The organism is Clostridium sartagoforme, from assembly GCF_039521405.1.
GTDB classification, from domain to species: Bacteria; Bacillota; Clostridia; order Clostridiales; family Clostridiaceae; genus Clostridium; species Clostridium sartagoforme.
Map to the genome: position 1 here is coordinate 320,416 of NZ_BAAACH010000037.1, position 24,079 is coordinate 344,494.

Consider the following 24,079-nt stretch of genomic DNA (forward strand, 5'->3'; position numbering starts at 1 on the left):
AAAAAAGAGATAAAGTATAAATTCAATACTTCACCTCTTTTTTTAATTATTCATTACAATTATTTATTTTCTTTTTTTTAATACTAAATATAATCCAGCACTTAAGCTTATCATAACATACATATACTTGCTTAGTGAGGAATCATCTCCTGTTCCTGGAAGTGATGAATCATCATTTCCTTTTCCATTTCCTTCATTTGGATTCTCTGTTCCTGGATTTGGAGTTGGATTTTCTGTACCTGGATTCGGATCTGGGTTTCCTGTACCTGGATTTTCATTTACCTTAGTTAAAGCCCCTTTTGCTGCTTTTAATTTACTTAAAGCTTTATCTACTTCATCTTGGGTAGCTGAATCATTATTTAATACATTCTTTGCATTATTTAAGGCATTCTTAAACTCAGCTATAGTTGTATCTGTATATTTACTTAAATCTAAGTTTTCTACTTCCTTTATATAATCTTTCAAGACCTCTTTATTGACTCTTTCAAAATCAATTACTTTTTGAATTGCAGTCCTTAAAGTAGAAGCAGCTTCATCAATAGCTTGTTGTGTTGAATTAATATTCTCACTTACTTTTTTAGCATTACTTAAGGCTTTATTGAATTCATCAACAATATCTTGACTAACACCATCTAATAGCTTTTCTATAATTTTTTCATTAGATAAAGCAGCAATTAATTTATTTAAATCTTCTTTATTTGTATCTAGAACAAATGTAGTAGTGATTTCTAAATTTTCATTTACTTCTTTGTAAGTCAACTTGTTATCTTCTACAAATTTTGTAATATCTTCTCCATTTATAATCAATGATGCTAATTTATACCCTTGTTCTGGAGTAACAGTAATTAATAAATCTTTGCCCTTAGCAATTTGATTATCTACTGCAGTTGTGGTAATTGTTCCATGTTCTGAAGGATTTACTTTTACATTAACCATCTCAACAAGTTCTTCTAATATAACTTCTATTTTTGCATCCTCAAATGGCATTAATAATTTAATAGTATAAACACCATCAACAGCATTAGGAATAGTTACATTTTCTCCATTAAGCTTTACTACTGATAAAAGTTTTCCTTCTTCAATATTTTTAATTGTTAATACTACTTCTTCATAACCTATAGCTTGACCTTTATTTAATTCAACAGTTACATTTCCACCTTTAATATCAGTTTCAATTTTATGAGGAACTAATTCTCCAAATATAACATCAATCTTAGTATCAGAAGTTAACTTATCTAATGTATATGATTTATTTTCCTTATCAAATTCTACTGATACACCATTTACAAATACATAAGTTACATCTCCATCAAAGGTCATTGTATACGGTCTGCCTTCATAAGCATTTCCAGCATTTACTTTACCGTCGCCAATTATATTTACATTAGCTTCAATTTTATTTCCAAATCTAAAGTAATCTACATTAGAAACATATGGTTTCTCAGTATCATTATTAAATACTAAATACACATCATGCAGTCCTTGCTCTACATTCTTTAATAAATCTCCCTCAACAAGAACATAATTACTCCAATTTTCACCAGTTGTTGGTAGTTCTATTTTTGCAACTGCTTCACTATCCATACTATCAATATGAACCTCTGCATAACCGCCAGCATCTTTGTTTTGAGCAGCATAGAATATTTCTAAAGTATCTTCATTACCAGCAAATACAATGTCATTGTATTTTACCCAAGTACCTTTCTTTACCCCTCCAATGTTCTTTCCATCATTTACTATACTTGAATGTTTATCATTAAATTCTTCTGCTTCAATAATGTCCTTTGCAATCCTAATTGAATTAATTCTTCTTCTAACATTACTCAATAAATTATATTGAGTAACAATCTCCTCATGAGTAGCATTTTCGTTATTAGCCACTGCTTCAGCACTTTCAATTGCACTATTTAGAAGATCCTTAGCTGCTTGAGGTAAATTACTTTGATTAATTGTTTTTGCACTAATAATCATTTTATTTAGTACATTTATATCAATTGATGAAGTATCTCCTTCTTGACCTAATAGTTCTACCTCTGCTAAATCTGTTCCACCTTTTAGTTCTAATTTGTAATGTGTAAATCCAGAAATTTTTTCTTCTGGTAGATTAAATGGCCTTGTATAACGTTTCCACTCAAATTTCAAATCATTTCTCTCATCTATAGCTTCCCATTTAACTCCATCATAGCTTCCACTTAATCTATAACCTGTAGGAGTCTCTCCCTTATCTGCAGAAGTTAATGTTAACATATTTACTTTAGTTGGCTTAATGAAGCTATAAATAATTTCACTATTGCCACTAACATTTAGAGTAGCTGAGGTATTAGAATCATTATCAAATATTTTCTTAGCTTCTGATATATTTGAGTAAACACTTTCAAAATGTACATCACCGTTTGGTTCGCCAACTTCTTGAACCCCTGGTGTAGTGACATCTTCTAGTGGATTTGGTATTTCATCATTTTTAGTAATTGATGTAGGTAATGACTCTTCACTTGAACCCCAATTTGTATTAGGTGTATTTCCCATAGTAAATTCAATTACAGCACCATTTGCGACATCTTCATGTTTTATATAGTTTTTATTATAATCTTTTCCATTTAATTTCATTGATTGAATATAAATATTTTCATCACTATTATTGTTAGCTTTTACTGTAATACTCTTACCATTATCTAAATGAACAGTCATTTCTTCGAATAATGGTGAACCAATTGCATATTCATCATTACCCATAGATACTGGATAGAATCCTAGTGCAGAGAAAATATACCATGCACTCATTTCTCCATTATCTTCATCTCCAATATATCCTTGTCCAAAGTCACTTCCAACATATGCACGATCTAATATATCTCTTACATATTTTTGAGTTTTCCATGGCTCACCAGCATAATTATACATATATGGAATATGGTGAGAAGGTTGATTTGAATGACCATATTGCCCTAATTTTATTTCTCTTGCTTCTTTTTGTTCGTGGATACCTCCTATGCTTTCTACTGCACCGTACCCCCAATAGTCTCCATTTGTTTCAAAGATTGTATCAATCTTTTCTGCCAAAGCAGCTCTTCCACCATATAGATTGGCTAATCCTTGACCATCTTGAGTCACAGATACTGACATATTAAATGCATTAGTCTCTGTATAATCATCCCCCCAGAAAAATGGGTTAAAGTTTTCATCTGAATATGACCAATCACCATTAGCATTTCTTCCTCTTAACCATTTATCATTTACTGTATCACCAGTAGATTTAAATAATTTAGTGTAATTTAATGCCCTATTTAAATAATAAGCTGCTTCATCTTCATATCCTAATTTATTAGCAAGTTGATAAAGACCATAGTCATTTATATAACCTTCAATTGACCATGAGAAACCTTCACCTTGTGAATCATGAGCTGTGTAACCTTCAAAAATAGACTTGTTTAAGTTTGCACGCCCACCATTTGTTAAGTTATTAGAAACAACAGCTGCATTTTTGATTGCTGATTCATAAGCACTTTGCCAATTAAAATCTATTCCTTTAGCAATAGCATCACCAAATATAACATCTGAACTTGTACCAACCATTGAGTTAGTTCCACCTGGTGCTATCCATCTTGGTACATAACCTTGATCAACATAATGTTGAACTAAACCATTTAATAGTTCAGTATCCTTTTCTGGTGTAAATAGTGCATATGCTGCCCATGCTGTACGATAAGTGTCCCAAAAGCCATTATTGTAATACAATGTTCCTTCTACTACATCATGATTTCCATATGGAGATTTATACTTCCAAATTGGATTATCATTAGTTCCAGTATTTTCTGATAATAAGTTAGGATAAGCATTTAATCTATATAAATTAGAATATAGTGTTGTTAATTGATCTTTACTTGCACCTTTAACGTCTATCATATCTAATGTATCATCCCATGTGGTTTGTGCCTTAGTAAAAATTGAATCAAAATCATCACTATTAGTAATTTCTAGTTCAAGATTTTTCTTTGCCTGATCTATACTTATAAATGAAGTAGCAAGTTTCATTTCAATAACTTCGCTATTAAAGCTTGCTATTCCTTGTTTAGTATTTTGAACTGATGTATTTCTTGGTTTTTCGGAAAATTTACCGTAGATATACATGGTTTGCATTCCATTACTATTATGACTACTTGATGCTTCAAATGTTCCATCATTATTAAATTTTAATGTTCCATTTGCTCTTGTAGAATCAAATATTATATTTCTGTTTTGTGAATCCGTATCAAATGTAAATCTTGCAACTGAACCATGTACAGTTGGTGTAACTTCCATTGTAGAATTACTTGCATTTGAGCCTTCATTAAAAGTTACTGAATAATAATGTGCTTTTGCTGTTTCATTTTCATGAGTGAATTCTGCTTGACGTGCTGATGAATTTATTTGATTTGCGCTAGTTACTTTTGTAGAATCAACTGAGGTGTTTATCATAAATTGCCATGTTCCACGATCACCAACCCAATAAGATGGTTCATGAGAAATGGTGATATGCTTTAATGTATTACCATTCAATTGATAATTATAAATCTTATTATCGGATGCATTAGTAGCTGGTGCAAAGAAATTAAATCCATGAGGCATTGTTACTGCTGGCGCTGTTAATCCACGTGAAAAACTTGGTGAATCATTTGTTCCACGTAAAATATTGACGTAGTCTGATTTATGTGTAAAGGTAACTGGCTCCTCATTATAAATTTTTAAATCATCAATATAAGTTCTAAACTTTGCATCAACTTCTTTTGGATTATCATTATTATCATAGGCAATTAAAATATTTTTAATTGTCTTTCCACTTGCAACCATTCCTATATTACTTGCAATATAGTTCCATTGATTTGTTGTTAGTATTCTACTTTCTCCCTGTGCCTTAGGATTTAACTTAGTATCATATTGATCTATTGAATTTAAATCACTTAAAAATGAACCATCAGTAAATTCTATATCAACTGCAATATGCATTTGAGTATAATCATAGTCATAGTCACTTTCATCAAGTATGCTTGGGAAAATAGTATAACTTAAATTTGTGTCTTCATCCACTTTTACATCTAAATCTTTGTAAATTACATTATAGGAATATGCTCTCTCATTTCCTTTATGAATCCCTGAAATTTCAACTGCTTTAGTTCCAGTCCATCCTTTTCCTGAAGCTTGATTCCATGTTCCTGAAGGCCCTCTAGTAATAGCTGTTGTCATTTTACTAACGGTTTCTGCATCTTCCTTTATTCCAGTTCCTAAGTTTAGTTCTGACCATTGAGCCATATTATTATTAGCTTTATATAATTCTGTAATTTCTAATTTAAAGAACTTATATGCTTTTTCATTGTTTATTTTGTATTCTTTTCTTTCATATCTAGCTGAAAAAACCTGATTATTTTGTTTGTCTAAGTTTTCCCAAATTGTTCCATCATTTGAAGCTAATAAAGTCCAAGCTTTTGGATCACGTTCTTGAGCATCATTAGCTGCTACTATTTGATAACGATCAATTACTACTCCTTCCCTCACTTCAAAAGAAACCCAAGCTTTATTTGTACTATTTATTCCACTAGGATCGTAAGCTAAAAATTTTGTGTTTGTTGCATCATCAAATAGATTTGAAGGAATTTCGTTATCATTGTATTTTCTACTTGATTGAATACTAGATAATATTATTTTGTCATTAATACTTCCGTCAATGACTATCTCCTTTGGTAATCCTGATACATTTTCACTTCCTCTTTTTTCATCTATAATAGAATTTAAAAAGTTTTTATCTGTTTCATTATCCTCAAAAGATGTTTCAAATAGTATTTGTTTTTCTGGTTTTGTATTTGCACTTGTTGTTAGGTCTTTAGCAAATACTGCTGAGTAATTAATAGTCGTAACAGTTAAAGTCATAGCTAAAAAAGTAGTAAGTATCTTTTTCCCCTTAGCTTTCATTCTATTCTTCCTTTCTCTGTAAACTTATTTCAATTACCTCTTATACTCTTACCCTCATCAATCACCTCCATCTTTTAATTAAATTACATTTGTATAACAGAAGATTAATTTAAAATTTTATGATTCTTCATCTATATAGTAATGAAAGCATTTACATTTTTAAAGATACAATTTTTGTAAAAATTTTTACATTTTAAATATATAGCTTTTTAAAAATTTTTGTGTTTTTTATATTATTGAAACTTTTAATTATACCTTCTATATAATAGCTATTTATAATATAAAAAAAACAAGCTAAATTTAAATTTTATCACTTGAATTTAGCTTGTTTTATATTTTATTATTTTATAACATTGCTGCTCCAATAAGCCCTGCATTATCCCCAAGTTGCGCTATTCTTATATCTACCATTGCTGGATCTGCCACCTTAGTTTTTGTACACTCAATAATTTTAGGTAATAAATAACTATTATATATTAATACTGCTCCACCAATAACTACAGCTTCTGGATCTACTACAGCTATTATATTTGCAATACCAATTGAAATATTATCAATCCATTTATCTATTATCTGAACAGCTTTTTCATCATTATTTTCATATAAATCAAATACATCTTTTGTGGTTAGTTTTTTCTTATACGCTTCTGATGCTATTCTGGCTATATTTACACCACTACACTGACCTTCTAACCCACCTTTATTTAATCCTCCTTGGCTATACTTGTCTTCATTTATTATCATATTATATATTTCTGCTGTTTGACTATGTGCTCCATTTATAATCTTCTTATTAATAATTAAAGCCCCACCTACTCCTGTAGAAACTGTTATATAAAACACTGATTCACATTCCTTTGCGCTTCCTACTAAACTTTCTGCAAATCCTGCTATATTAGCATCATTGTTAACCTTTACAGGTATGCTTAATTTTTCACTTAAATATTCTTTTATATTAAAGTTTTCCCAGCCCTTTAAGTTAACTGGATTTAATAATTTACCTATTCTCAAATCTAATGGTCCCGGTGCACCTACCCCTACCTTTTCTATTTCATAATTGCTCCATTGACCTTTTATTTGATTAACTAATTTATTCAAATTATATTCTGGCCCCTTTATTACCTCATTTTCAGTTTTAAATGTTTCTATTATATTTCCTTCTTTTGATATTATTGCCGCTCTTAAGTTTGTCCCTCCAATGTCAATTCCTATTAAATACATTTTTAACTCCCCCTTATTATATACATATATTTTAAACTACCAAATATACTTTTTAAAACATAATACTCCAGCCTATTGTAATTTGGTTTTATCTTATAAATATCATAAATTTTCACAATGAAATATAATTGATTTGTAAAGAAAATCACTTAAATCCTTATCGCTGAATTGATTAAGATATTTTTTAAATCTATTATCATATTTATAAGTACTTGCAATACATCTTAGTATATCTGTATCACAAGTCATATATTTTTCTAAATAGCCTTTCCATTTTAAAACTAAGTTTTGAACCTTATGTGATGAAGGCGAATCATTAATATATCCTGCTAGTTCTTTAAATAAGCTTTCCATATTATTTTTAAACTCAATATTTAAATTAACTTTTTCATCTTCAGATAATTTTTCTATATTCTTTTCATATTCCTTATATTTTTCTGTTTCTCCATATACTATCTTAGCTTCACGATTATATTGTTCTTGTAATGGTATAACTGTTGAATCATTAAATATATTTAAATTAAATAATTCTTCGCCTGCCAAATAATCATCTAATGCATTAATAATTGTTTTTAATCGTTGTTCCTTTCGTCTCAATTTTCCATAATGCATTTCTAGTATTTTACTTTGTTCTTTTTTAGGAAGTTGCATAATATCTGATATTTCATTTAGAGTCAAATCCATTTCCTTTAAAAATAAAATAGTTTGAAGTCTTTCTAGATCGTTTATATCGTAAACTCTATAACTATTTTTCGATTCTCGTCCTGGCTTTAATAAGTTTATTTTATCATAGTAATGTAATGTCCTTGGAGTTATCCCTGTTATTTGAACAACATCTTTAACTGTAAATAATTCTTTCTTCATTTCAAACTCCTTTCTTTATTGTAGTTTCAAATTTTAATATACTAATTTTCAAATTAATTTCCATTATACATGATATTATTATAATCTAAATTAATAAAATTCATAGTAAAACCATTAATTTTTAATATTCTTTTTTATATAATCTCTTAAAGTATAAAAAACACTCCCCTTATAATAGACACTTTATTATTTTATATGTCTATTATAAGAGGAGCATATCATATGAATACTATTTCTTTTTAATAGCTACACGCCATACTTCTGGGCCTTGTTCAAGGTATTCCCATTCAAATTGTTCAGTGTACTCTGCTAAAAATTGATAATGTAGTGGTTTTGGATCATGGTCATTTAATAACTCCATTTCTTCTCCACTCTTTAGATTATTAAAAGTATCAAATATTACAGCATGTTTTTCCTTTGGTGAATATATACGTGCATCTACTTGTGCATTAAATCTTGACATAGTTTCTACCTCCAATAATATAGTTTATAGGTTATATATTATATCTAAATATAGAATTTTTATGTGATTTCAATCACATATATAGCTATAAATAGTTTAATTTTAAGATTTAAGATTTAAAAGCTATTGAATTTTTTCTCAAAAAATAAAACTCCTTGGTATTTATTATAGGTATAAAGAAAATAACAAAATTACCATTTAATAATTGTATAACCTTTAAAATATTTATTGATTTTAGGTATAAATCATATTAAAATAGAATTCGCTGTATAAATATTAATTTTTATGTATAAAGGAGAAACAATGAATAATACATTAAATAAAGATAGATCTTCACTAAAATCCTCATTATTTTTTATTATTCCATCTTTAATGGGGATAATTTTATTTATATTTCCAATTAAATTTCAAGGAAATATAACAATACCTGTTGCAATATTATCTAATTTATTAGCTAATATTCTTCAAAACTGGTTAACTTCTATAATAACCTTAACAGTTTGTATTTCTACATTAATAAGCATAATAGCAAAAATATTTAAACCAAACTTTATTGTAAAAAGCGAATTTTTAAATAATTTATTTAATGTAGGCCCACTTTGGCTACTTGCTCGACTAATAGGTACTATATTTTGTGTTTTAACTTTGTTTAACCTTGGGCCTAAAGCTATAATTAGTGACATAACTGGATCTTTCGTATTAAATGATTTACTTACAATATTGTTTACTATATTCTTTTTTGCAGGATTATTGCTACCACTACTTTTGAATTTTGGATTATTGGAGTTTTTTGGGACAATGCTTACTAAAGTTATGAGACCAATTTTTAGGCTTCCAGGTCGTTCTTCTATTGATTGCATAACATCATGGCTTGGAGATGGAACTCTTGGAGTAATGCTAACAAGCAAGCAATATGAAGATGGATTTTATTCTAAAAGAGAAGCAGTTGTAATAGGAACTACCTTTTCTGCTGTATCAATAACCTTTAGTTTAATTGTAATAGATACAGTTGGGCTAGCTCATTTATTTATTCCATTTTATTTAACAGTTAGTCTTTCTGGAGTTATTGCTGCTGTAATAATTCCTAGAATATATCCATTAAATAAAATATCTGATACATATTATAATAATCAAAAAGGAAATGCAGATGAATCAGTTCCTGATGGATATAATTCTCTTTCATGGGGATATAAAAAAGCTTTAGAAAAAGCCTCACAAAATTCTGATATAAAGAAATTTTTTATAGATGGATTAAAAAATGTAATAGATATGTGGTTTTCGGTGTTACCAGTTGTTATGGCAATGGCTACTTCAGCATTAATAATAGCTGAATATACTTCTGTGTTCCAAGTTTTAGGAACACCTTTTATACCATATTTAAAACTTTTAGGAGTTCCAGAAGCTGTTGCGGCATCTCAGACTTTAGTTGTTGGTTTTGCTGATATGCTACTTCCATCTGTTTTGGCAGCAAACACTATAACTAATGAAATGACAAGATTTATAATAGCTTGTACTTCAGTTTCTCAATTAATATATATGTCTGAAGTAGGGGGAGTACTTCTTGGTTCAAAAATCCCAGTATCATTTAAACAACTAGTAATATTATTTATAGAAAGAACTATTATTATACTTCCTATAATTGTTATAGTTGCAAACATACTGTTTTAAAAAAGGTTGTTTATAAACAACCTTTTTTAATTTAATATGAATATTTATATATATTATTACATACCCTTATTGATATTAGGCTACATAAATGTTTTAAGAATATCTAATGATTTGAAAAGCTGCTCAGAATATATATCCATTTTTTCTAAATACATATCTGCTTTTTCCATATCTCCTTCGTTAGAAGCATTAACTGCATCTCTGCCTGTTTCATGTAGTTTTATATGACATTCTTCCATATCCTTAAATTCTTTTACATCTTTAAATTTTTCACATCCAATTCCATAATACCATTTACCTAGACGGCAGTCCTTATAATCTGCTAGCCTTTTTGCATCTAATTCTTCGTATCCTAAGAACATGTTGTAAATTCTCCATTTCCAAACTAAATGGTCTGTTTTAAAAACTTCAATTATTGCTCTCTCATCTACAAAATCTCTGTTATTTAAATAATTTCCTCTAAAGTCATGGACATGCTTGCTTGTATCATTAACATATTCCCCAAGGCTTTTACTCTTACTTTCTATAAAATCTGCTTCTTTAGATATTTGTTCAACTCCATCAGTTAAGTTTTCTGTAACAGCTGTTTGTTCCTCTACATTTGCTGTTACTTGGCTTATAGTTTCATCAATTTTATGGATAGAATCTGATATTTCATGAATTTCATTTAAGGCTTCATTTATTATATTTTTACCTGTATCTAATTGATTAATTGAACTTTTAATTTGATTTGAAGAATTATCTATAGCCTTATTTAAATGAATAACATCATCTTTTACCTGCTCTAAAGATATCTTGGTGTTTTCTGCAAGCTTTCTTACTTCATCTGCAACTATAGCAAATCCTTTTCCTTCTTCACCTGCTCTTGCGGCTTCAATTGCTGCGTTTAAAGCTAATAAGTTTGTCTGATTAGCTATGCCTTTTAATATCTCTATAACTTGATTTATAGATTCTGTCTTTTTCTTTACTTCATTCATCTCATTATTAATCTTTTTAGTTTCTTCAAAATAATTAATCATAAATTCCATGGACTTTTCTATTTTTTCTACTCCAGCTTCTGTACTTAAGCTAATATCTCTAGCATTAGCAGCAACATTTTGAGATATGTTTGCCATATTTTCACTAGATGCTGATAATTCCTTACTATTATTCAAAAGATTATGTAAATGCTCTGTTTGGACTTTAGTACTTTTTATAGTATCTCTAAGTGAAGTCATTTTTGTCATTTCTGTTAATATTGAATTGATATTAAGTAAATTATTAGTTCTTTCAGTTTTTAGCTTGTCCACCAACTTATTCCATTTATCTGAAACTTCCTTTGATCCCACTTCCTTTTCATTTATATAAGTAGCTTTGTCATTTAATAGATTGTCTATAGCATTTATTAATATACTTTTATCTATAGAGCTACTTTCTTCATGCTGAGATTGTACTTGTGCCTTTACTTTCCTTCTAAATTTAATCATGATTCCTCCATTATAAGAAAATTTATTTTTATTTTTTAATTATACTAAAACTTTACATAATATTCTATATTATTGTTAAATTTGCTAAAAGACTGCTTTTAGTAAGTTAACTACAAAGTAATATATTAAGAATTAAAATCTTAATTAAATTATATTTTGCAATAACTATATATTAAATAAACCTTAAAAAGATGATTTCTGTTAAGTACAGAAATCATCTTCTTATTCTACTTATTTTCTTTTATAAATTTATATAATCTCCTGCTTTAATACATCTATAATATTTTCTTTTTTAACTTTTTTACTAGAATAAATCATTGCTGCTCCAACTATTACAAATACAGCTACTATTGCAATTAAAACACTAAGCCACGGAACTTCAAATCCAAAACTAAATTTAATCATAAGTGTTTTGTGTATTAAATACATTGCAACAAAGCTTATTGGCAGACCATATGATAGTGCCTTTATTCCATAAAATAAACTTTCATAATTTATCATTTTATTAAAGCTTTTAGGTGTCATTCCCACAGATTTCAGCATTGCAAACTCTCTTTTCCTAAGGGCAATACCAGTTGATATGGTATTAAAAATATTTGCTATACAAATCGAAGTAATAAGTAAAATAAAGGCATATGTGAATACTGACATTATTAAGACCATTTGCTCTTCCTTCTGTCTAGCCATATATAGATTATAAACAGATATTTCATCTTGTTCATATGCCTTCTGAATTTCTTCGATATTCTCTTGAAGTCTTAAAGGATTATTGCTTTTTAAGTAAAGAGTTCTATTAATATTTTCAGCTATATTCTTATTTGCTTCTGCTATTTTATAAAGAACATCTTCTGATACAATTATATTGAAATTTGCTCCATAACTTACTGAAGATACTCCCATGGGAACCTTATCTGTTAGAGTCGCTATTTCTATTGCTTCAACTGTGACGTCTTTATCAACTTCATAATCATAAAATTCTAAATCAAGCTTTTCCCCTATATTTGTCTTAATAGCCTTTTCTTCAATATATCTATTTGTTTTTCCATCTTCATATCTTACTGTATTAATAACTATTGCAGACGGATTTTCTGTATCCAATAATTTATTAAAATCAATCCCAACCTCTTTCGCATAGGATTTTAAAGCTTTATCATCCAGTGCCTTTAAGGATATATCATAAGGATACTTTCCATTAGTCAAAGATTCTTTTTTATTTTCTTTTACATAGTCAGACATAAACTCTTCTTTAATCAAAGAGCGAAGATCAAGAGTATTAATATAATTATATTCTGAAATATTATCTAATGATGTTATTTTCCTAATTATATCCTCTTGTTTTGTTCTATCTTTATCATTAAAATATACTGTTATATCAAAATTTACTCCATCTTGAGTAAGCAATATAGACTTTTTAAGACTTGATGTAAAATAAGATACTGCCAAAAATAAAATCATACTTATAATTAGTGAAAATACGGTTGCCCTATATCTTGCCTTATTTCTTTTAAGATTTTTTAATCCAAGCTCTCCTTCTATACCAAATATTTTTCTTGTTAACTTTGATGTTTTTACTTCTTTACCTTTAATTTTCACATCTGATGTTTGTCTAATTGCATCTATAGCAGAAATATTTGACGCTCTCTTTGCAGGTATGTAAGTTGAAATTAAAATAGTGATTACAGAAACCATGATAGCCGTTAAAATTGTTATTGGTAATACTACTAATTTTAGATTTTCAGTTAATCCTAATGCTCCCTTAAGCATAGAATTTATAAACTTAAAGGTAATATTTATACCTGCTAGCCCTGTTATAATTCCAATAGGAATACTAAATATTCCAATAACAGCACCTTCAAAAAACACAGAATTCCTCTTTTGCTTCTTAGTTGCACCAACACTTGATAACATACCTAAATGCCTAGAACGTTCTGATACAGAAATTGCAAAAGCATTGTATATTAAAGATATGGAACCAATCATTATTATAGTTATAATAATGATAGATAGAGTAGTAAGCATATTTCTTAGATTATCACTTTTAACAACACCATAATATCTTAATAACTCATTATTAAATTTTACTTCTTCTATTCCATTTTGAGATACTAAATTTTCTGCATTCTCAAATAGTTTAGAATTAATATTATTTAAAATAACAGATGCATTCACCATTTCCTCTGAGTTCATAATATTTGCATCAACATATGATAGGACTGTATATCCTGGTGACCAAGTGTACTCCCATTTAGGGCTTTCTATTATTCCTACAATTATATAAGATTTTGTATTTTCTTTTATTAAAACTTCCTGATCTGTACCGTTATATCTTCTTAATGGATCTACTTGTGAAAGTATTGAGTCATTACCTTCCTCATCCTCAAAATGCCTTTTCCCAATATCAAAGGTTAAAGTGTCACCTATTTTGTAGTTAACCTTTGCATTTTTTATTATAGCTTCAGAAATCACAATTTCATTTGCCTTTTCAGGCAATTTTCCTTCTATTAATTTAATAGGAAAGTTTTCAAATCCTTCTTTACTATACTCTTTTAGAAAAACATATGGTTTATTATCATTTTGACTTTCTTCTAAAAAAGCATATCCTAAATCTCTGCTTAGAATTACTCTTCTTGTTTCATCATCATTTTTTATTGCCTCTAATTGGGTTTTGTTTACATTTTGATAAAGAACATGCCATTCCCCTTCATCTGATATAATCTGTCTTTTCAACATATCCATAAAGGAAATACCTAATGAAGCTACTGCTGTAATCATTGCAACTGAAATTATTACCCCTATTATAGTAACAAGAGTTCGTCTCTTGTTTAATAATAGCTGCTTTAAAGTTAGTTTATTTATAATATTCATGGACGGATCACCTCATTTTTAGTAATTTCACCGTCTTCTATTGCAATGATTCTATCTGCCTGCAAAGCAATTTGTTCATCATGAGTAATAACAATAAGAGTTTGACTAAATGTTTTATTAAACATTTTAAGTAACTCAATAATTTCCTTACTATTTTTACTATCTAGATTTCCAGTTGGCTCATCTGCAAGCATAATGGCAGGATTACTTATTAAAGCCCTACCTATAGAAACTCTTTGCTGTTGACCTCCTGAAAGCTGATTAGGTAAGTGATCTAGTCTATTTTCTAAACCAAGTATATCTACTATATTATTAAACTGCTTTTCATCTACTTTATGCTCATCAAGTAATAGTGGAAGAGTAATATTTTCTTCTACACTAAGTACAGGAATAAGATTATAAAATTGATATATAAGACCTATTTGCCTACGTCTAAAGATAGCAAGCTGCGTTTCATTTAAACTATATATATCTGTATTGTCTATAATAACCTTTCCACTTGTAGGTTTGTCTACACCTCCAAGCATATGCAATAAAGTAGATTTACCTGAGCCTGAAGGCCCTACTATTGCTACAAACTCTCCTTTTTTTACAGAAAAAGATATATTATTAAGTGCCTTTACCGCTGTTTCCCCACTGCCATACTGCTTAGACAGGTTTTCCACTCTTACTATTTCCATTGTAAAACCTCCATTTTTTTATATGACTAAAGTATATCTGTCTAAGATGACTATACAGTGACTTATTTATTACAATTTAGTCACTTTTGTTTATTATAAAATTTTATACTAAATTCTGTACCTTGATTTTTCTTACTTCTAACACTTATATCTCCATTTTGACTTACTATAATACTTTTAGCCATAGCAAGCCCTATACCAACGCTTCCAGCACTTGCATTTTTACCTTTATAAAATCTTTTAAAAATATAAGGTAAGTCTTCCTTTTCTATTCCACTTCCGTTGTCTAATATTTTAATTTCAGTGTATAGAGGATTTTCTTCATAAAAAATTGAGATTACTCCTTTATTTTTAGTATGCTCTATACAATTTTTCACTATATTAACAATTGCCTCTATACTCCAATTCAAATCTCCAGTAAATGATGTGTTTTCATTTCCATCTACAATTATTTTCTGTTCCTTAAGTTCCATAGGAATAAGTAATGGACTCATTGCTTTTTTTATAAGTTCTGATACCTTTACCTTATCTTTTTTAAATGTAATTGTGCCAGCATCTATTTTAGATAGTTTTAATAATGATGTTAGAAGCCAATCCATACGTTCAAGCTGCATTTCTATATTTTTAGTAAATTCAATTCTTTTTTCTAAATTTAAATTTTCTTCACTTAATAAATCTATCATAACCATCATAGAAGTAAGAGGTGTCTTTAACTGATGGGATATATCTGAAATAGCATCTGCTAATTTCTCCTTGTCTTTCTTTAAAAATTCCCCTTGTTTTGAAAGCATCAGAGTAACCTTGTAAATCTCGTTTTTAAGAATACTAAGCTCACCTTCTTCATTGTCTCTAATATCCATTGAATAATTTCCATTACTAATATTACGTAAATATCCAGATAACTTTTCAATTTCTTTATATCTTCTTAAAGTAAATAAATTGGCTAAATATATTATTAAAAAAGCAACTATAAAAGTTATAATCCCTGATACTGGATTTATTATAGAGGATAAAATTACACCTATTATTGATACTCCTATTATTAATGTAAGTAAAACCCTAATTTCTTTATTTCTAAGTATATTAATCACCTACCTTATATCCAAGTCCTCTTACTGTTTTAATGATGGCAGGTTTTTGAGGATTATCTTCTAACTTTTCACGTATTCTTTTAATATACACTGTTAAAGTGTTATCATTTACAAAATCTCCTACTACATCCCATATCCCTTCTAAGAGTTGACTTCTTGATAAAACCTGTCCTTTGTTATTTGCAAAAATTAATAATAGACGATATTCTAATGCGGTAAGATTAACTTCCTTACCATTTTTATAAACCTTTGCTTCAAGAGTATTTATTCTTAAATTATTTATTTCAATAAATATACTTGAATCATCTTCCTTATTATATCTTCTCAATACTGATTTTATGCGAGATATAAGCTCTCTAAGACGAAATGGCTTAGTTATATAATCATCGGCTCCTATATCAAGTCCCATAACTACATTTACTTCATCATCACAAGCAGTCAAAAATATTATAGGTACATCACTTTTTCCTCTTATAATTTTACATAATTCATAACCACTGCCATCTGGTAAAGATACATCAAGTAAGCATAGACAAAATTCATTTTCTATAAAAGCTTTTTTCCCGGATTCAACATCATGACACAAGACTATACTAAAGCCTTCCTTTTCTAATGAATACTCTAAACCAGAGGCAATTATTTTATCATCTTCAACAACTAAAATCTTCAAGTTATCACCTCATTTAATAAATTAATCTTATTATATCATTTGACAAAATAAAGGCATATTAAATATTCATCATTTTATTTTGCATATATTTTTTTATTTGCTGCTTCTTATAAAGTAAGTTTAACAGTGAAAAAGAAAAATTCCCTCAAACCCAATAGTTTGAGAGAACTTAAAATACACTTTAAATTTCAATTAGAAACCTTTGAACTTAGACTCTAAGTGAACCACGGAATCCCCTAGAGCCATAATATGATTCTGCACTATTATGATACACAAAAACAGTATCGTAGCGACGATCACAAAAGATTGCTCCGCCTAGACCTCTAATTTTAGTAGGTGTTTTAATCCAACTTGAAGTTTTAATATCAAAGCTTCCAATCCTTTGTAGTTCTCGGTATTGTTCTTCTGTTAAAATATCAATACCCATATATGCTGCCATATCAATAGCATTATTTTTAGGTTTATGCTCTTTCCTAGATTCTAATGCTTCACGGTCGTAGCAAACACTTCTACGCCCCTTTGGACTTTCTACTGAACAATCATAAAAAATATATTCACCTGTAATCTCATCATAACCAATAACATCTGGTTCTCCACCAGTAACTTCCATTTCATTGAGTGACCAAAGTTTTTCATTATTATCCTCAAGTTTTGCTTGTAGTTTATCCCAATCGAGATTATTATGACGACTCATATTTTTCTCGAAACGGCCTTTCAAAATATTCAGTAGCTTTTCACATTGCTCTTGTGGTAACTCTCTTTTTTCATTTTCCATAACTAAACCTCCTTTTCAGATAAAATTATTAGTTTTATAATACCCTATAATTTATCAAAAGCCTATAATAATCTTAGTAAATCTAACAAATATATTTCTAAAATCTAGTTCATATTCAGTTCATAAAAAGGTTTTACTATAACTACATAGCAAACCTTAAGTTTAAAATAAGGCTTTGTAAAAGAACATTATTTAATTCTTTTACAAAGCCAAAAATATTTATTTGTATCAAATTGGAGGATTAATTTATGAAAAACAAGCAAAAAATTTCCAGTAAAAAATTATATTTCGTTATAGCAGCCATAGTTATTGTAATTTTTTCATTAAGTGGATGCGGCCTCATTAAAAATAAAGTGAAAGAAGCTTCTAAAAGTAAGTTGGAAGGCTTAAAGAATAACGAAAACACAAAAATTCTAGATGAGCTAAATGATGAATGGGTGTTTCCAGAAGGATTCAATTTAGAAAATATTAATCATAATGGATTAAATATGAATTGGGTTTATGCTGAAAATTCAACTACTGATAAAGTAATTTTGCAACTTCACGGAGGTGCCTATAGAAAGTCATTGGCAGACTATCCAACTATGTATCAACGTACAGCTGTAAAATATTCAGAAATCAGTGGTGCTAGAGTTTTAACCATAGACTACCGTGTTGCACCAGCTAATCCTTTTCCGGCTGCACTTGATGATGCTGTAGATGCATATCAATGGCTTTTAGACAATGGTTATAAATCAGAAAATATAATAATTGCTGGTGATTCTGCTGGTGGTGGTCTTACTCTTGCTACTGCATTATACCTAAGGGATAATAATATTGATATGCCTGTTGCCCTTATAACAATGTCTGCATGGGCTAATTTAGACTATAGAAAGGCAGACGTAGCCTATATTAGCGACAACGATCCAAAAAATCCTTATATATCTCCTATTTATGGAGATTATTCTGGTATGCCTAAAATGCTAATGCAGGTTGGCGGAGATGAGGTTATTTTAAAGGATACAGTAAATGTATCTCAAAAGGCAACTAAAGCTGGGGTTGAAGTTATACAAACTTCTTATGATGGAATGTTCCATGACTTTCAAATGTTATTTCCAGTAAATGATCAAGCGAATAAAGCTTGGGATGAGGTGGAAGACTATATAAAAAGTATATATAAATAAGTTATAATTAAAATGGGTGATAATTATGCTAAATATTTTATTGGTAGACGATAACAAAAGCATTCGAAAGCTTATTTGCGCTTATCTTGAACCTGAGGGGTTTAACATACTACATGCGGAAAATGGTATAGAAGCATTAAAGATTATGGAAAATAATCATATTGACCTTATGATTGCTGATATTATGATGCCTCTAATGGACGGTTTTACCCTAACTGAGGACTTAAGGGCAGCGAATTACGACTTACCTATTCTTATGATTACTGCAAAGGACACATTTGAAGACAAGAAACGAGGTTTTCGTGCAGGCACAGATGATTATATGGTTAAGCCCATTGACATGAACGAAATGGTACTCCGTATCAATGCTCTCCTCCGTCGTGCTAAAATCAGCAATGAACATAAAATATCAATTGGCAGTATTGAACTAAACTATGATACCTTGGAAGTCAAAACCCCTCTTCATACCTATATGCTTCCCAAAAAAGAGTTTTATCTGCTTTTTAAGCTTTTAAGTTATCCTAAAAGGATATTTACTAGGCAAGAATTGATGGATGATATTTGGGGCATGGATACGGAAGCGGATGAAAGAACAGTAGACGTTCACATCAAAAGGTTAAGAGAAAAATTTGAGGGGCTTAAAGAATTTGAAATAGTCACAATAAGAGGGCTCGGATATAAGGCGGAAAAAAAATTATGAAATGGTATTTAGGTATAAAGTCTATTTATTTAAAGCTGATTTTTACTTTTCTAGGTATGCTTTTTTTTAGCTGCATGATTGCTTTTACAATTATTTTTGCTACAAGATGGAATACAATGAAAAAAAACATAAACTCTGAGCTCTTGATAAAGGCTGAGAATTTCCAAAGTTTCCATAAAAGCTACCAGGCTGATATTTATGATATTCAAAGGCTTCTGAAGGATAATTATATCTTAATAGATATATTCTCAAGCTATGAAGATATACAAAATAACTCCGACTATAAAAATGCCATTTCAAAAGATCAATATACTGAAATACTTAGCGGTAAAACAGTTAAATTTGAGAAGCTAAAAAAACGCCGTTTTATGCCTGCTGTAGGTATAAGTGCTGGTGGCAAGGTGGTAATCATTCACCCCAGCTTTAACCTTATAGAAAACTTCAAAAACACTGCCTATGTGCTTCTTATTTGTCTGTGCCTGGATTCAATGTTAATAGCACTAGCAGCGCGCATGTTAGTTAAGCCAATCAAAAAATTGACCTTTGCGACAAAAGAGGTTTCAGCAGGAAACTTTAATATTCGAGTAGAAACAAGAAGTTCAGATGAAATTGGCCAGCTTGCTGAAAATTTTAACATAATGGCCACTGAGCTTAAAAACATGGAGTATCTACGTAAAAATTTTATTTCAAATGTCTCTCATGAATTTAAGACTCCTATTACCGCCATTTCTGGTTTCGTAAAACTTATCAGAGATAGAAGGTTATCACAAGAGGACTTTAATGAATACATCAATATAATTATTTTAGAAGCTGAGCGGCTAAGTAACTTAAGCAGCAATCTGCTGAGACTTGCTACAGTTGAAAATCAGGCTATTGTTGTAAAATCATCATTATTCTTCTTAGATGAACAGATACGCCGTGTGATAGTGCTCCTTGAAAATAAATGGAGCTTTAAGGGCATTAATCTTGACTTACAAATGGAACAGCTTGAATACTCTGGTGATGAGGAACTTTTGCAACAGGTATGGATAAATCTAATCACAAATGCAATCAAGTTTTCCAGGGATGGTGGAACAATAAAAATACTATTGAACAAACTTGAAGATAGAATCAAATTTCAAATAATAGACAATGGTATAGGCATAGCACTGGAAGACAAACCTAGAATTTTCGATATGTTCTACAAGGGCGATAAATCCCGTTCAAATGACGGTAGCGGGCTTGGACTCGCCATATCAAAAAAAATTGTGGAACTTCATAATGGTAAAATTTACTTTAAAAGTGAATATGGTTCTGGTACAAACTTTACTGTTGAGCTTGCTTAGTAACAGTTAGAGTTAATCCACAAAGGATCCATTAAAGCTGATAAGTAAAAGTTCTAGAAGAATTCTGCTTCTAAAGTAAAATAAATATTATTTCTTAACTAAGCACACAAAAAATCAGGACTGATAAAGTTTATCAGTCCTGATTTCTTACTTATATATATTTATTTAATTCTACGCCTTATTTCAATCTGACGTCAATACTACCGTCCCCACATTGTTGATTTATACTTAAAACTGACCCACCTTTAACGAGTAAAGTTGACCCACCTATAATGGATAAACTATCCTAATCTTTGAACCAAAGATTAGGAGGAATAAAGGTGAAAGATGTGAGAGATTGGATAACAGTTAAAACAATGTATAAGAAAGGAGTTCCGATTCGGCAAATAGCAAGAGAATTAAAAATATCCAGAAATACAGTTAAAAGATTAATACGATTTGAAGAAGAGCCTAATTATAGGAAGCGAGAATATGAAACAAAGATTGATGCTTATCTAGAAGAAATCAGAGTTTGGTACCTTGATCCTGAATATAACTTCATTGGTACAAGAATTTACAGAGAGTTAAAGAAAATTGGGTATGCTGGAAGCATATCACCGGTATACAGATATTTAAATAAACTAAAAGAAGATAAAATTAATATTCCATTAAAGGCTACAAAACGTATTGAAACACCCTTAGGTGATCAATCACAATTTGATTGGGCACACTATGTAATGACTATAGGTGGAGAAAAAATAACAGTTTATTGTTTTTCATTAATTTTATCAGCATCAAGGAAAAAAGCTATTATATTTTCTAAGTCTTGCGACGACGAAGCTATATATGAAGCAATACACTTATTATTTAAGAAATTTGGAGGAGTAACAAAAGAATTATTAATAGATAACCCAAAAGCTTTAGTAGATTCTAATAAAGCTGGAGATGAAGTTAATTTTAATACTAATGCATTAAGATTAGCACATTATCTAGGAATATCTCTAAATGCCTGCAACCCTTACAGTGCGAGAACCAAAGGTAAAGTAGAGAGACCTTTTCAATATATTGAAGAACAATTTGTGAAAGGAAATAAGTTTAATTCTATGACTGAATTAAATCAAGCTGCTGATATATTTATAGAGGAAGCTAATAATTCTGTCCACAGAACTACGCTAAGAATAACAAATGAGTTCTTTTTAGAAGAATCTCCACATTTAATACCGTTAAGAAGTAAACTTTTTATAATTTGTGACCTTAAAGAGAGAAAAGTAAGTTTAGATTCATATATTTCTGTAGATGCTGTAAAGTATAGCGTACCTGTTGAATATGTAGGTAAAAAAGTATCATTTAGAATAACATTAGGATATAAATTAGAAATATTTAATAAAGCTTTAGATATAATTGCATCTCATGAAATTATTAAGGATAAGGGAAAAATGATTACGGTAGATACTCACTATGGTGATTTAAATAATATTGCACCAAAATCTATTCCTGAAATAATAAGACAATTTGAAAATACATTTTCTAACGGGAAGATATTCTACAAAAACTGTATTCCATATTTAAAGCAACCTAGTTATCACCTGCGTCAAATAATTAAACTCAAGGAGTTATACGATATCGACTCGTTAGACTTAATTTTAAAGTATTGTATTGATAATAATATCTATGAAATTAAAGCTATAAAAACCGTATTAAAAACACAGTATTTTAATATTGTAAAAGGCATGAATTCAGAAGACAAACTCCTTACTATAAGTGAAACTAGTCGTGATTTATCTTATTATGAGGAGGATCAGTTTTAATTATGAAAGACATGATTAACACAGCACCAGAGCATATTAAATCTCTTCTTAAGCAATTTAAATTGTTAGATATTCAGTTAAACTATGAGGCAGAAATAGCTTACGCTATCGAAAATAATCTTGGACATAGAGAGTTTTTAGCAAGATTATTAGCCATCGAGGCTAAAGGAAAAAAAGAAAGAAATACTGAGCGTAATATTAAGGCTGCAAAATTTGAGGGAATAAAAACATTGGATGGATTTGATTTTTCCTTTCCTGATAAAATTAATGAAGCTAAAGTAAGGGATTTAGAAACACTAACATTTATAAATAACAAAGAAAATGTAATTTTAATCGGCCCGCCAGGCGTCGGCAAAAGTCATATTAGTATAGCACTAGGAGTATTAGCTTGTAGAAATGGGTTTAAGGTATTGTTTACTACTGCTCAAGAATTTATGGACAAGTTATATGCTAGCTATCTTCAAGGCTCTTTAGAAAGTAAATTTAAAGCCTTGCGAAAAATAGATCTATTAATAATTGATGAATTAGGTCATTTTCAAATGGATAAAGAAAAAGAGAGCATATTCTTTCAAATCATCCGCCAACGATATGAAAAAAGCTCTCTAATAATAACTACCAATATACCACTAGGTAATTGGGATAAAATATTTACTAGCAAATTAGCTGCAACCGCAATACTTGATCGACTAATGCATCACTGTCACTTAATAAGTATAACAGGGGATAGCTATAGAGTAAAGGGGATTAAATAGGAGGATTTTAAAATGAAACCTGATCATAAAGATTTAGATTATGAAAAATTTATACATATATTTAATAATGAAGGAAAAAAAGCAGCAAAGGAGTTTGTTGCCAATACTACTTCAATTAATTATGACTATTTTGTTAGGTTATTAAAGAAATATACTAATTACGTATATAATAGGACATTTAAGAGATATGAACTTTCCGCTGATGAGTCTAGTACCTTTATGAGTATGGATGATTTAATAAACAAAGGAAAAGATGATGCTACAAAAGTTGCAGAATCTTTTCCTGAGAAAGTTTATTATAAAGATCCTATCGCTGAACTAAATATAGATATACTTCAAGATAGGCTTATAGAGATATCTAAGTATATTAAAATTAGTCAAAGTACCAAAAGTATTGAAATTAATATGGGCCGCTTACGCGAAAGCGGGTATGATCTTAGCGTTATAAGTTAAATATTGATGGGTCAATTTTATTTGCAAAAGTGGGTCAAAAGTAGTTGACAATCTACAGTGTAGGTAAGACACATTTAGCTACCGCTATCGGAATAGAGGCTGCAAGTAAAAGATTCCTCACTTACTTTATTAGCTGTCACGATTTAATTCAGAACTTAAGAAACGCCTACAATGAAAACAGGCTAGAAGCTAG

18 protein-coding genes are annotated in these 24,079 nt (G+C 29.4%); 8 read left to right on the plus strand and 10 right to left on the minus strand.

Annotated features, from left to right (window positions below):
- Positions 1 to 63: 63 nt before the first annotated feature.
- The 4 genes from ABDZ60_RS15410 to ABDZ60_RS15425 form a co-directional block, all read right to left on the minus strand.
- Positions 64 to 5,943: a GH92 family glycosyl hydrolase gene (locus ABDZ60_RS15410; RefSeq protein ID WP_343779241.1), complete on the minus strand. Its 5,880-nt coding sequence runs from the start codon at positions 5,941 to 5,943 to the stop codon at positions 64 to 66.
- Positions 5,944 to 6,288: 345 nt separating this feature from the next.
- Positions 6,289 to 7,164 carry an ROK family protein gene (locus ABDZ60_RS15415; RefSeq protein WP_016206292.1) on the minus strand — a complete coding sequence of 292 codons (876 nt, stop codon included), beginning with the start codon at positions 7,162 to 7,164 and terminating at the stop codon, positions 6,289 to 6,291.
- A gap of 102 nt (positions 7,165 to 7,266) precedes the next feature.
- Positions 7,267 to 8,028 (minus strand): MerR family transcriptional regulator, encoded by a 762-nt coding sequence (locus tag ABDZ60_RS15420; RefSeq protein ID WP_016206293.1) that lies wholly within the window; start codon positions 8,026 to 8,028, stop codon positions 7,267 to 7,269.
- A 229-nt stretch (positions 8,029 to 8,257) separates the two neighbouring features.
- A complete protein-coding gene (locus tag ABDZ60_RS15425) occupies positions 8,258 to 8,491 on the minus strand; it encodes a DUF2249 domain-containing protein (RefSeq protein ID WP_016206294.1) in 234 nt (77 codons plus the stop codon).
- A 303-nt stretch (positions 8,492 to 8,794) separates the two neighbouring features.
- On the opposite strand from ABDZ60_RS15425, the gene ABDZ60_RS15430 reads away from it, so the two are divergent.
- Positions 8,795 to 10,159 carry a YjiH family protein gene (locus ABDZ60_RS15430; RefSeq protein WP_343779246.1) on the plus strand — a complete coding sequence of 455 codons (1,365 nt, stop codon included), beginning with the start codon at positions 8,795 to 8,797 and terminating at the stop codon, positions 10,157 to 10,159.
- 80 nt (positions 10,160 to 10,239) lie between these two features.
- Here the strand turns inward: ABDZ60_RS15430 and ABDZ60_RS15435 are convergent, their stop codons facing one another.
- The 6 genes from ABDZ60_RS15435 to ABDZ60_RS15460 all read right to left on the minus strand — a co-directional run bounded on the left by ABDZ60_RS15435 (position 10,240) and on the right by ABDZ60_RS15460 (position 17,706).
- Positions 10,240 to 11,625, minus strand: coding sequence for a methyl-accepting chemotaxis protein (locus ABDZ60_RS15435; protein WP_047001867.1), 1,386 nt, complete (start codon positions 11,623 to 11,625; stop codon positions 10,240 to 10,242).
- Positions 11,626 to 11,874: 249 nt separating this feature from the next.
- Positions 11,875 to 14,490 carry an ABC transporter permease gene (locus ABDZ60_RS15440; RefSeq protein ID WP_343779248.1) on the minus strand — a complete coding sequence of 872 codons (2,616 nt, stop codon included), beginning with the start codon at positions 14,488 to 14,490 and terminating at the stop codon, positions 11,875 to 11,877.
- The gene (locus ABDZ60_RS15445) at positions 14,487 to 15,170 is read right to left on the minus strand and encodes an ABC transporter ATP-binding protein (RefSeq protein ID WP_343779250.1); all 684 of its coding nucleotides are present in this window, start codon (positions 15,168 to 15,170) and stop codon (positions 14,487 to 14,489) included. Before ABDZ60_RS15445 ends, ABDZ60_RS15440 begins: the two co-directional genes overlap by 4 nt.
- An 80-nt stretch (positions 15,171 to 15,250) precedes the next feature.
- Positions 15,251 to 16,261, minus strand: a complete 1,011-nt coding sequence (locus ABDZ60_RS15450) for a sensor histidine kinase (RefSeq protein ID WP_343779252.1) — start codon at positions 16,259 to 16,261, stop codon at positions 15,251 to 15,253.
- Entirely contained in the window at positions 16,254 to 16,931 is a 678-nt protein-coding gene (locus tag ABDZ60_RS15455) for a response regulator transcription factor (RefSeq protein ID WP_343779254.1), read from the minus strand. The genes ABDZ60_RS15450 and ABDZ60_RS15455 overlap by 8 nt, the downstream gene beginning before the upstream one ends.
- 208 nt (positions 16,932 to 17,139) lie before the next feature.
- Positions 17,140 to 17,706, minus strand: a complete 567-nt coding sequence (locus ABDZ60_RS15460) for a DUF4256 domain-containing protein (protein WP_343779256.1) — start codon at positions 17,704 to 17,706, stop codon at positions 17,140 to 17,142.
- A gap of 248 nt (positions 17,707 to 17,954) precedes the next feature.
- On the opposite strand from ABDZ60_RS15460, the gene ABDZ60_RS15465 reads away from it, so the two are divergent.
- From ABDZ60_RS15465 to ABDZ60_RS15495, 7 genes are all read left to right on the plus strand, one after another.
- Complete coding sequence (locus ABDZ60_RS15465) at positions 17,955 to 18,869, plus strand: alpha/beta hydrolase (RefSeq protein WP_343779258.1); 915 nt, start codon at positions 17,955 to 17,957, stop codon at positions 18,867 to 18,869.
- Positions 18,870 to 18,894: 25 nt separating this feature from the next.
- Positions 18,895 to 19,569 carry a response regulator transcription factor gene (locus ABDZ60_RS15470; RefSeq protein ID WP_343779260.1) on the plus strand — a complete coding sequence of 225 codons (675 nt, stop codon included), beginning with the start codon at positions 18,895 to 18,897 and terminating at the stop codon, positions 19,567 to 19,569.
- A complete protein-coding gene (locus ABDZ60_RS15475) occupies positions 19,566 to 20,894 on the plus strand; it encodes a HAMP domain-containing sensor histidine kinase (RefSeq protein ID WP_343779262.1) in 1,329 nt (442 codons plus the stop codon). Before ABDZ60_RS15470 ends, ABDZ60_RS15475 begins: the two co-directional genes overlap by 4 nt.
- A gap of 320 nt (positions 20,895 to 21,214) precedes the next feature.
- Complete coding sequence (istA, locus tag ABDZ60_RS15480; RefSeq protein ID WP_343779264.1) at positions 21,215 to 22,681, plus strand: IS21 family transposase; 1,467 nt, start codon at positions 21,215 to 21,217, stop codon at positions 22,679 to 22,681.
- Between the two features lie 2 nt (positions 22,682 to 22,683).
- The gene (istB, locus tag ABDZ60_RS15485) at positions 22,684 to 23,433 is read left to right on the plus strand and encodes an IS21-like element helper ATPase IstB (protein ID WP_343779266.1); all 750 of its coding nucleotides are present in this window, start codon (positions 22,684 to 22,686) and stop codon (positions 23,431 to 23,433) included.
- Positions 23,434 to 23,445: 12 nt separating this feature from the next.
- Positions 23,446 to 23,886: a hypothetical protein gene (locus tag ABDZ60_RS15490; RefSeq protein WP_343779268.1), complete on the plus strand. Its 441-nt coding sequence runs from the start codon at positions 23,446 to 23,448 to the stop codon at positions 23,884 to 23,886.
- Positions 23,887 to 23,930: 44 nt separating this feature from the next.
- Positions 23,931 to 24,079 (plus strand): ATP-binding protein (locus ABDZ60_RS15495; RefSeq protein ID WP_425544863.1); only part of this gene is annotated, 149 nt, incomplete at its 3' end.

Excerpts from the sequence above, each read along its gene's own strand:
- ABDZ60_RS15410 (WP_343779241.1), bottom strand. The coding sequence starts at position 5,943 with ATGAAAGCTAAGGGGAAAAAGATACTTACTACTTTTTTAGCTATGACT.
- ABDZ60_RS15415 (WP_016206292.1), bottom strand. The coding sequence starts at position 7,164 with ATGTATTTAATAGGAATTGACATTGGAGGGACAAACTTAAGAGCGGCA.
- ABDZ60_RS15420 (WP_016206293.1), bottom strand. The coding sequence starts at position 8,028 with ATGAAGAAAGAATTATTTACAGTTAAAGATGTTGTTCAAATAACAGGG.
- ABDZ60_RS15425 (WP_016206294.1), bottom strand. The coding sequence starts at position 8,491 with ATGTCAAGATTTAATGCACAAGTAGATGCACGTATATATTCACCAAAG.
- ABDZ60_RS15430 (WP_343779246.1), top strand. The coding sequence starts at position 8,795 with ATGAATAATACATTAAATAAAGATAGATCTTCACTAAAATCCTCATTA.
- ABDZ60_RS15435 (WP_047001867.1), bottom strand. The coding sequence starts at position 11,625 with ATGATTAAATTTAGAAGGAAAGTAAAGGCACAAGTACAATCTCAGCAT.
- ABDZ60_RS15440 (WP_343779248.1), bottom strand. The coding sequence starts at position 14,490 with ATGAATATTATAAATAAACTAACTTTAAAGCAGCTATTATTAAACAAG.
- ABDZ60_RS15445 (WP_343779250.1), bottom strand. The coding sequence starts at position 15,170 with ATGGAAATAGTAAGAGTGGAAAACCTGTCTAAGCAGTATGGCAGTGGG.
- ABDZ60_RS15460 (WP_343779256.1), bottom strand. The coding sequence starts at position 17,706 with ATGGAAAATGAAAAAAGAGAGTTACCACAAGAGCAATGTGAAAAGCTA.
- ABDZ60_RS15465 (WP_343779258.1), top strand. The coding sequence starts at position 17,955 with ATGAAAAACAAGCAAAAAATTTCCAGTAAAAAATTATATTTCGTTATA.
- ABDZ60_RS15470 (WP_343779260.1), top strand. The coding sequence starts at position 18,895 with ATGCTAAATATTTTATTGGTAGACGATAACAAAAGCATTCGAAAGCTT.
- ABDZ60_RS15475 (WP_343779262.1), top strand. The coding sequence starts at position 19,566 with ATGAAATGGTATTTAGGTATAAAGTCTATTTATTTAAAGCTGATTTTT.
- istB (WP_343779266.1), top strand. The coding sequence starts at position 22,684 with ATGAAAGACATGATTAACACAGCACCAGAGCATATTAAATCTCTTCTT.
- ABDZ60_RS15490 (WP_343779268.1), top strand. The coding sequence starts at position 23,446 with ATGAAACCTGATCATAAAGATTTAGATTATGAAAAATTTATACATATA.